Here is a 7,502-nt window from a genome sequence, read left to right as displayed (position 1 = left end):
GCCGTGCCCGTGTGCTTGGGTGAAACCTGCGATGTGGCGCCGTTGATGGTGGCCGTGGTGAGCGCCCCGTTTGACAGGCCGAAGCTCACCAGCCCGATCACGAACAGCACGATGGACAGGTCCACACGCAGCGTGAGGAACGCGGCGCAACTCACCAGCAACAGCGTCATGCCGATGAGTACCGGCAGCTTGTAGCCGTGGCGGTCGATGACCTTGCCGGTGACGGGCCCCACCACAAAGATGCACGCCGTCATGCACAGTACCCACAGCCCCGCGCGTACCTTCGAGTAGTTCAGGATGTTCTGCATGAACAGTGGCAGCACGAACAGGAAGCTCGCCATCACGAAGTTGAAGATGATGCGGATGCCCACCACTGTCAGGTAAGTGCCGTTCTTCAGCAGCGACAGGTTGATGAGCGGTGCCTCCACGCGCAGGCTGCGACGCACGAACAGTACAGTCGAGATGGCGCCCACGGCAGTCAACGCGCCGATCTGCCCCCAAGAGAGCGTGGCCAGCGCGTTGGACAGCACGATCAGGCAGCCGAGCCCGAGTAGGTAGAGCGGCACACCTACCATGTCGAGCGCGCGGGCACTCAGTTCGTGCGGATCATCCTGATCGACAAACACCGCAGTGAGCAGCAGCGACAGCAACCCCAGCGGCACGTTGATGAGGAAGATCATCTCCCACCCGAACGCCTGCAGGATGAAGCCGCCCAACGGTGGCCCCGCCGCCAGCCCGATACCGGTGATGGTGACGGCCACGCCCGTTGCCAGACCCTTCTGCTCGGGCGGAAACGCCTTGCCGATCAGGATGAGCGCCAGCCCCAGCGTGGCCGAGAAGCCGATGCCCTGAATGAAGCGCGCGGCGATGATGGCCTCGATGCTGTGCGCAAACGCCCCGATATAGAGCGAAGACAGCACGAACAGCAGCCCGCCGGCCATGAACACACGCTTCTTGCCGTAGCGATCCGCAAGCACGCCCGACAGGCAGAAGAACGCCGCTGCGGCTGCCAGGTAACTGACGATCACAAGCTGAATCTGCTCGATGCTGGCGTTGAAATCCTTGGAGAACTCCGCCAACGCCAGGTTGACGATGGTCAGGTCCAGGTTGATCAGCAGCAGGTAGATGCCGATCGAGAACAGCACGATCCATTTCTTCATGGCTGGGCCTCTTGTACCGGCAGACACCGCACGGGTATCTGCCGGTCAACGTGTGGCTGGGCGGGTTCAGTGGAACATGCGCCAACTGTCTTCATGGCGCACCAGAAAGGCGCCGATCGTGCGTCGCACGGCTTGGCATTGCTCCACGGCATGCATGACGCGTGTGTTGAGCACGTGCAACTGGCCGGGCTTGCCGTGCACCAGCAGCTTGGGCACACCTTCGAGCTGAGGGATGGCTTGATTGGCGAAGAACTCGCGCATCAGCGTGTGCAGCTGGGTGAAGTCCTGCGGGCGGTAGTCCCAGAAAACGAGGCCCGTCCCCTCATTGGAATCCGCCACCGAGAGGAACACCGAGATCTGGTTCTTCAGCTCGGAGTAGTTCTCGCCAATTGGCCAGTTGGCCGGGTCGCGCGAGAAGTGGATGGCGTCGCAATGCGGCGGCACGCTGTAGATGCCTTCCTTCTTGGGCTGGAACTCGCGCTTGGAGGTGAGCGGAAACTCCGCCCACGTGCCCACCTGCACCGTGTCGACGTGCAGCGCATCGTGAATCAGCCGTGCAAAAGCGGTGTTGCGCAATTGCCCGTTGAAGCGGCCGGCATAGGCAAAGTAGTCCGCCAGCCCGACCACGAGCTTTTCGTTTTCCAGAAATTGCATCGGGCCGACAGCCACGCCGGTGTTGGCCACGCCCGAGAGCGAGCGGTGCGGAATCACCTCGGGGTAGGCCGGGTCAGCCCACCACGTATCGAGTTGCTCGGGCTGGACCACGTCCAGCAAGACGGCAATCGCATCACCGTCGCGCACGAGCGCCACGGCTTCATCGATGTGCAGGTCACGGATTTCGGCGGGAGCGCCGAAGCGGTGGATTTCGGAGCGATACGACGTGCTCATCGGTCATCTCCTCAAACGGTGGATCGGTAGGTAGGGCGATGGGAAGGCGCCGCCACCGCTCAGGGTGGCGACGTGCCTGCATGGAATGCGCCCGGCGAATCAGGCGAGCTGGTTTTGCAGCGTCTGCAGGTCGAAGTAGTCCTTGAACAGCGTCAGCTTGCCGGCGTCGTTGAATTCAAGAATGACGACCATGGGCAGCGTGACCTTCTTGTCGCCAAAGACGATGTCGCTGGTGCGCTCGACAAACACCGTGCCGTTTTCCGACACCACGCGGTGCTTCTTCCAGACGTACGAAGACGATTTGCCGAAGAACTCGGCCACCTTCTCGACGGCACGGGGCTTGCCGCGGTGCACGGTGTCGGCCAGCGGCACGTCTTCAAAGACAACGTCGTCGGCCAGCAGGTCGGATACGGCGTCGAGGTCGCGCGTTTCCAGCGCGTGGATGAACTGGTTGGCCAGGGCCTTGGAGTCGTGTTGAGCCATCTTGTTGCCTCTGTTGGAGTGTGGGGCGCATCGGCAGGCATCCGGGTTGGGCTGGATGCCGCACACCAACGCGCGGTTTCACCAATCCGTCGCATTGAATTGATTGGCAATCCAATGGCGGCCTTTTAAATCACGTGCGTGCACCGGTTTGCAGATAAAAAAGGTGCGGCAGCGCCCCGCGTGCCCCGGTTTGGTTCAAAGCACAAAGGCGCCGTGATTAAGCGCGGATGCTGTGTGAAAAGTGGCAACCCGTCTACTGTATTTTTTTGCAGTTGACCGCATTGCAGCAAACGGTAGGATGCGTCCGGCAGAGGCAACGAACCGCTTTCAGCTGTGGATTTGCGGCAGGGCACCAAAGCGCGAATTCATCAGGTTGGCCGCATCGGTAAATGCAATAGCGCACATGCGGAAAAGGCGGGTCGATATAAAAACGATGACAAATGCGACGCGTACTCGAATGAATGTCGAGTGAATCGCAATTGGCAATCCAATTACCCAGCACGCATACGACAGGCGCCCTATGACCGATACCCTCATTCGTGTGGTTGGCAACAAGTTTCGGGAGTTGTCCAACGCGCAAAGCATCCTCACGTTCGATGAGCTTGTTGCGCGTGTGCGTGACGGGCAGCTTGAACCGGCCGCCATCTCGCTGGAGCAGGGCATCTCTGAATCGCAGGTGGATGTGCTGCGTGACCTGGTGGCGCAGAGCCACCATGCCGGGCAGATTTCACTGCGCAGCTATTTCGACAGCCACCAGCGCTGTGACGGCACGCTCACGCACAAGGTCAAACGCTCCAATACGCTGATCTCCGACCCGCAGGAAACCGGCGAAGACACCTACACCAGCGTGCTGCTGATCGACGATGAATGTGCCGACCTGAGTGACCACGTAACCGGCAAGCACGTGCAGTTCATGGTGTTGCTGGAAGCGGCGCGACAGATGGGAAATGCCGTCACGCAGAAATTCCACTCCACGGCAGCCAAGATGTACCTGGCCGAAAACATCAACGTGGACTTCAAGGCGTTTGCCTATCCGTTCCGGGTGGATCTGGAGTACCGCGTGCTGGAGCGCAACCTGCGCGCAACCGGCGACGGCAAGATGGCCGTGCAGATGGACTTTCACCAGCAAGGCAAGGTGATCGCGCAACTCTCGCTCACCTTTACCGTGCTGGATCGCAAGTTCGTCTCGGCGCTGGAAAGCACGGCGCTCAAGTCGCTGCACAACTGAAGGAAGGCGCTGCCATGACTGCCGCCATCGCTCCCGACTGTGCTGCACCTGCGGTTGACGCTGCGCGTATCTGTGCGGTGTTCGACTTGGACGAAACGCTGATCCGCCCGAAAAGCATGCTCGCCGTGCTGGAGCAGTACCACCGCAGCACGGCCGACTCGCCCGACCAAGCCGAGCGCCGCATCCGTGACGTGCGCGCCAACCTGACGTGGTACGTCGAGCGCAATGCCAACCGCGCCGCGCAGAACCGCTACTTCTACCGACAACTTGCGGGCATTCCGGTGGACGACATGGCACGTGCCGCGCAGCAGTGGTTTGAGGCCAATCGTGCGGCGCTGTACCACGACACGGTGGTCACACGGCTCAACGCGCATCAGCAGGCCGGTGCCGTTGTCATTGTGGTGAGCGGTTCGTTTGCCGAGGCCGTTGCGCCCATCGCGGCCGACCTGTCGATCGAGCACGTGGTGTGCGCGCGCCTGGAGCAGCGCGACGGCCGCTACACCGGCGCCATGCTGGGTGAGCCGACTATTGGCGAGGGCAAGGCCATTGCGCTGCGCCAGTTCCTGCAGGTGCACGGCCTCTCCATGCACGGTGGCTTTGCCTATGGCGACCACGACAGCGACATCCCCATGCTTTCCCTGGCTGACCACCCGGTGGCGGTCGGCTCCAACGCAGCACTGCTGGACCATGCCCGCCGGCACGACTGGCGTATTTCCCCCGCTGTTTCCTGATGATTGAGGTGAACCGATGGACGATCAAAAATTCATTGAAGACTTCGCGGCCCTGCTCGAAGTGTCGCCGGAGCGGATCACCGACGACTTCAACATGGTGGAGGAGGCGGTGTGGGATTCGCTGGCGTTTCTGAGCACCATTGCGCTGATCGACACGCACTACCAAAAGGTGGTCGACCCGATGGCGCTGCAGGAGCTGACTACGTTCCGCGAGTTGCGTGCGCTGGTCCACGGTCAGAGCGTCGAGGCTTGAATGGGCTACCGGCGCTTTCACAACGCGCGCATTGCCGGGGTGTCTGCCGCGGTGCCGGAGCATGTGCGGCGCAACGAAGACATCGCCGGTGATCCGGTGGAGATCGGCCGGACGGCCAAGCTGTGCGGCATCCAGGCCCGGCATGTGGCGCCCGATGGCATGTGCGCGTCCGACCTCTGCTACGTAGCGGCCGAGCGCCTGCTGGAGTCCGTCGGTTGGGAGAAGGATTCCGTCGACGCGCTGATCTTCCTCTCGCAAACGCCTGACTACGTGGTGCCCGCCACGAGCTGCGTGCTGCAGCGCCGGCTGGGGCTGTCGTTCCAGTGCGCGGCGTTTGACATCACGCTGGGCTGCTCGGGTTATGTGTATGGGCTGATGGTGGCCTTCGGGCTGCTGGCCAAGGAGGGCATGCGGCGCGTGCTGCTGCTGGTGGGCGATACACCCAGCAAGCTGATCTCGCCGCACGACATTCCGGCCAACATCCTGTTTGGCGATGCAGGCACGGCCACGGCGATCGAGTATTCGGAAGACGCGGCCGAGAGCTTTTTCTTTGCCGGTACGAACGGCGCGGGCAGCGATTCGCTCATCATCGAAGCCGGTGGCTTTCGGCAGCCGCGCACGGTGGAATCGGCCGAACGCCGCCCGCACCCGCAGGACAAGGTGCTGCGCTCGCAGGAAGAGCTGTACATGGATGGCTCGGCCGTGTTCGGTCTCACGCTCAACCATGTGCCGGAACTGGTGCAGCAGCTCTCCACCATCTCCGGCTGGCCGGTGCAGAGCGTGGACCGCTGGCTCTTCCATCAGGCCAACAAGTTCATGCTCGATTACTTCTCGAAAAAGATCGGCATTGCGCCCGAGAAGATGCCAAGCAACATCGACCGCTTCGGCAACACCAGCCCACCGTCCATCCCGCTGATGATGGTGACCGAGCACGACGCGGACGCCTCGCGCCCAGCCCGTGAGACGCTCGGCATGGTCGGCTTTGGCGTGGGTTTTTCATGGGGTGGGGCGCTGCTGCGGCAGGCCGACCCGGTCATGGTGCCTCTTGTGTATCACCGTCAATAACGCAGTCGCGCAACCACGCACTCACGCGGAGCCCTCTCATGGCGGTACAGATTCAATCGATCAGCTATGCGCTGCCGGATGCGACGCTCAGCAATCAATCCATTGCTGAGCTGAACCCGGATTGGCCTGTCGACAAAATCGCGGGCAAAACCGGCATCCACCTTCGGCATATCTCCGGCGACGACGAATACAGCCTTGAGCTGGCCATCGCCGCTGGACGCCGTCTTCTGGACGAGCACGACATCGCGCCGGAAGACGTGGACTTCATCCTGTTCTGCAGCCAGACGCCCAAGTTCCTGATCCCGACGAGCGCCTGCCTGGTGCAGCATGCGCTGGGTCTGCCCACGCGCAGTGGGGCGCTCGACGTGAATCAGGGTTGCTCGGGTTACGTGTCGTGCCTGATGCTGGCCGAAGGGTTGGTCGACAGCGGCCGCGCCAAGGGCGTGCTGCTCATCACGGCCGACACGTACACCAAGCTGGTGGCACCGGAAGACCGCAGCCTCAAGACCATCATGGGGGATGCGGCCACGGCGTCGTTCATTCGCCGGGCGGACCACGGCATCGGTGTGCGCGATTTCGAATTCGGCACCGACGGCACCGGCGCCGAGGCCATCACCGCGTACACCTCGGGGCTGCATGGTTTGACCAGCGGCGGCGCGTATCAGCCGGATTTCCGCATGAACGGGCCGGGTGTCTTCAACTTCGTGCTGACCAAGGTGCCGGAGGTGATCGACGCACTGCTGGAGAAGAACGGCCTTGAGCAGGAAGACATCGACCTGTTTGTCTTCCATCAGGCCAATGCGCACATGCTGGAGTCGGTTCGCATCAAGATGGGCATTGCGCCGGAACGCTTCTTCGTCAGCCTGGCGGATACCGGCAACACGGGGGCCTCCAGCATTCCGCTGGCGCTGGGCGATGCCGTGCGGCAAGGCCGCGTGATGCGCGGTGACAAGGTCGTCCTGATCGGCTTTGGCGCCGGGCTGTCGTGGAGCGCCTGCCTGATCGACTGGTAGGCCGCCAAGCGACGCTTCGCTTTTCAATCAACGCTGTTCCGATGCCCGCTGCGCGGCGGGGCAGGCTCCGTTCGCGCTGCGTTTTGCTACCGCCCCACCTTCGCGAGGTTCGCGTGCAACTCATCACGGCACAAGACAAATACACGGCGCACACGGGGCGCGTGTTCCTGAGCGGCATCGATGCGCTGGTCCGCCTGATGGTGGTGCAGCGCTTGCGTGATCGTGCCGCGGGGCTCAACACGGCGGGCTTTGTGTCGGGCTACCGCGGCTCGCCGCTGGGTGGGCTGGACCAGGCGTTCTGGAAGGCCAGCGACGCGCTGGCCGCGCACGACATCCGCTTCCAACCCGGTGTGAATGAAGACCTGGCCGCCACCGCCGTGTGGGGCACGCAGCAGGTGCACCTGCTGGGTGAATCGAAGCACGACGGTGTGTTTGCACTCTGGTATGCCAAGGGCCCGGGCGTAGACCGCTCGGCCGATGTGCTCAAGCACCTGAACCATGCCGGCACCAGCGCGCACGGCGGCGTGCTGCTGGTGGCGGGCGATGACCACGGTGCGTATTCGTCCACCTTGCCGCATCAGAGCGATCACCTGTTCTGCTCGGCCATGATTCCCGTGCTGTATCCGGCCGATGTGCAGGAGTACATCGAGCTGGGCCTGCATGGCTGGGCCATGTCGCGCT

Annotated in this window: 8 protein-coding genes and 1 pseudogene; 6 read left to right on the top strand and 3 right to left on the bottom strand. The window is 62.7% G+C overall.

Annotated features, from left to right (window positions below; translation table 11 throughout):
• From JHD73_RS25220 to JHD73_RS25210, 3 genes are all read right to left on the bottom strand, one after another.
• The coding region (locus tag JHD73_RS25220) for an MFS transporter (protein WP_199032906.1) at positions 1-1,160 on the bottom strand (1,160 nt) is incomplete at its 3' end.
• A 66-nt stretch (positions 1,161-1,226) separates the two neighbouring features.
• A complete protein-coding gene (locus JHD73_RS25215; protein WP_199032905.1) occupies positions 1,227-2,048 on the bottom strand; it encodes a hypothetical protein in 822 nt (273 codons plus the stop codon).
• Between the two features lie 99 nt (positions 2,049-2,147).
• A complete protein-coding gene (locus JHD73_RS25210; RefSeq protein WP_199032904.1) occupies positions 2,148-2,531 on the bottom strand; it encodes a nuclear transport factor 2 family protein in 384 nt (127 codons plus the stop codon).
• A gap of 520 nt (positions 2,532-3,051) precedes the next feature.
• Between JHD73_RS25210 and JHD73_RS25205 the strand changes: the two genes are divergently transcribed.
• From JHD73_RS25205 to JHD73_RS25180, 6 genes and pseudogenes are all read left to right on the top strand, one after another.
• Positions 3,052-3,759 (top strand): AfsA-related hotdog domain-containing protein, encoded by a 708-nt coding sequence (locus JHD73_RS25205; protein ID WP_199032903.1) that lies wholly within the window; start codon positions 3,052-3,054, stop codon positions 3,757-3,759.
• 14 nt (positions 3,760-3,773) lie between these two features.
• Entirely contained in the window at positions 3,774-4,490 is a 717-nt protein-coding gene (locus tag JHD73_RS25200; protein ID WP_199032902.1) for an HAD family phosphatase, read from the top strand.
• Between the two features lie 16 nt (positions 4,491-4,506).
• Positions 4,507-4,743 (top strand): acyl carrier protein, encoded by a 237-nt coding sequence (locus JHD73_RS25195; protein ID WP_104656191.1) that lies wholly within the window; start codon positions 4,507-4,509, stop codon positions 4,741-4,743.
• A complete protein-coding gene (locus tag JHD73_RS25190; RefSeq protein ID WP_199032901.1) occupies positions 4,744-5,808 on the top strand; it encodes a 3-oxoacyl-ACP synthase III family protein in 1,065 nt (354 codons plus the stop codon).
• Positions 5,809-5,846: 38 nt separating this feature from the next.
• The gene (locus JHD73_RS25185; RefSeq protein ID WP_199032900.1) at positions 5,847-6,821 is read left to right on the top strand and encodes a 3-oxoacyl-ACP synthase III family protein; all 975 of its coding nucleotides are present in this window, start codon (positions 5,847-5,849) and stop codon (positions 6,819-6,821) included.
• 113 nt (positions 6,822-6,934) lie between these two features.
• Positions 6,935-7,502, top strand: a pseudogene (locus JHD73_RS25180) (indolepyruvate ferredoxin oxidoreductase family protein); the annotation flags it as partial.

Source organism: Ralstonia sp. ASV6, from assembly GCF_016429285.1.
Lineage (GTDB): Bacteria > Pseudomonadota > Gammaproteobacteria > Burkholderiales > Burkholderiaceae > Ralstonia > Ralstonia flaminis.
Note: the sequence above shows the minus strand (reverse complement) of the source record. Positions and strands in the feature narration are given on the sequence as shown.

What these genes read in the sequence shown, in the direction of transcription:
- JHD73_RS25215 (WP_199032905.1), bottom strand. Translation starts at nt 2,048, where the DNA reads ATGAGCACGTCGTATCGCTCCGAAATCCACCGCTTCGGCGCTCCCGCC.
- JHD73_RS25210 (WP_199032904.1), bottom strand. Translation starts at nt 2,531, where the DNA reads ATGGCTCAACACGACTCCAAGGCCCTGGCCAACCAGTTCATCCACGCG.
- JHD73_RS25205 (WP_199032903.1), top strand. Translation starts at nt 3,052, where the DNA reads ATGACCGATACCCTCATTCGTGTGGTTGGCAACAAGTTTCGGGAGTTG.
- JHD73_RS25200 (WP_199032902.1), top strand. Translation starts at nt 3,774, where the DNA reads ATGACTGCCGCCATCGCTCCCGACTGTGCTGCACCTGCGGTTGACGCT.
- JHD73_RS25195 (WP_104656191.1), top strand. Translation starts at nt 4,507, where the DNA reads ATGGACGATCAAAAATTCATTGAAGACTTCGCGGCCCTGCTCGAAGTG.
- JHD73_RS25190 (WP_199032901.1), top strand. Translation starts at nt 4,744, where the DNA reads ATGGGCTACCGGCGCTTTCACAACGCGCGCATTGCCGGGGTGTCTGCC.
- JHD73_RS25185 (WP_199032900.1), top strand. Translation starts at nt 5,847, where the DNA reads ATGGCGGTACAGATTCAATCGATCAGCTATGCGCTGCCGGATGCGACG.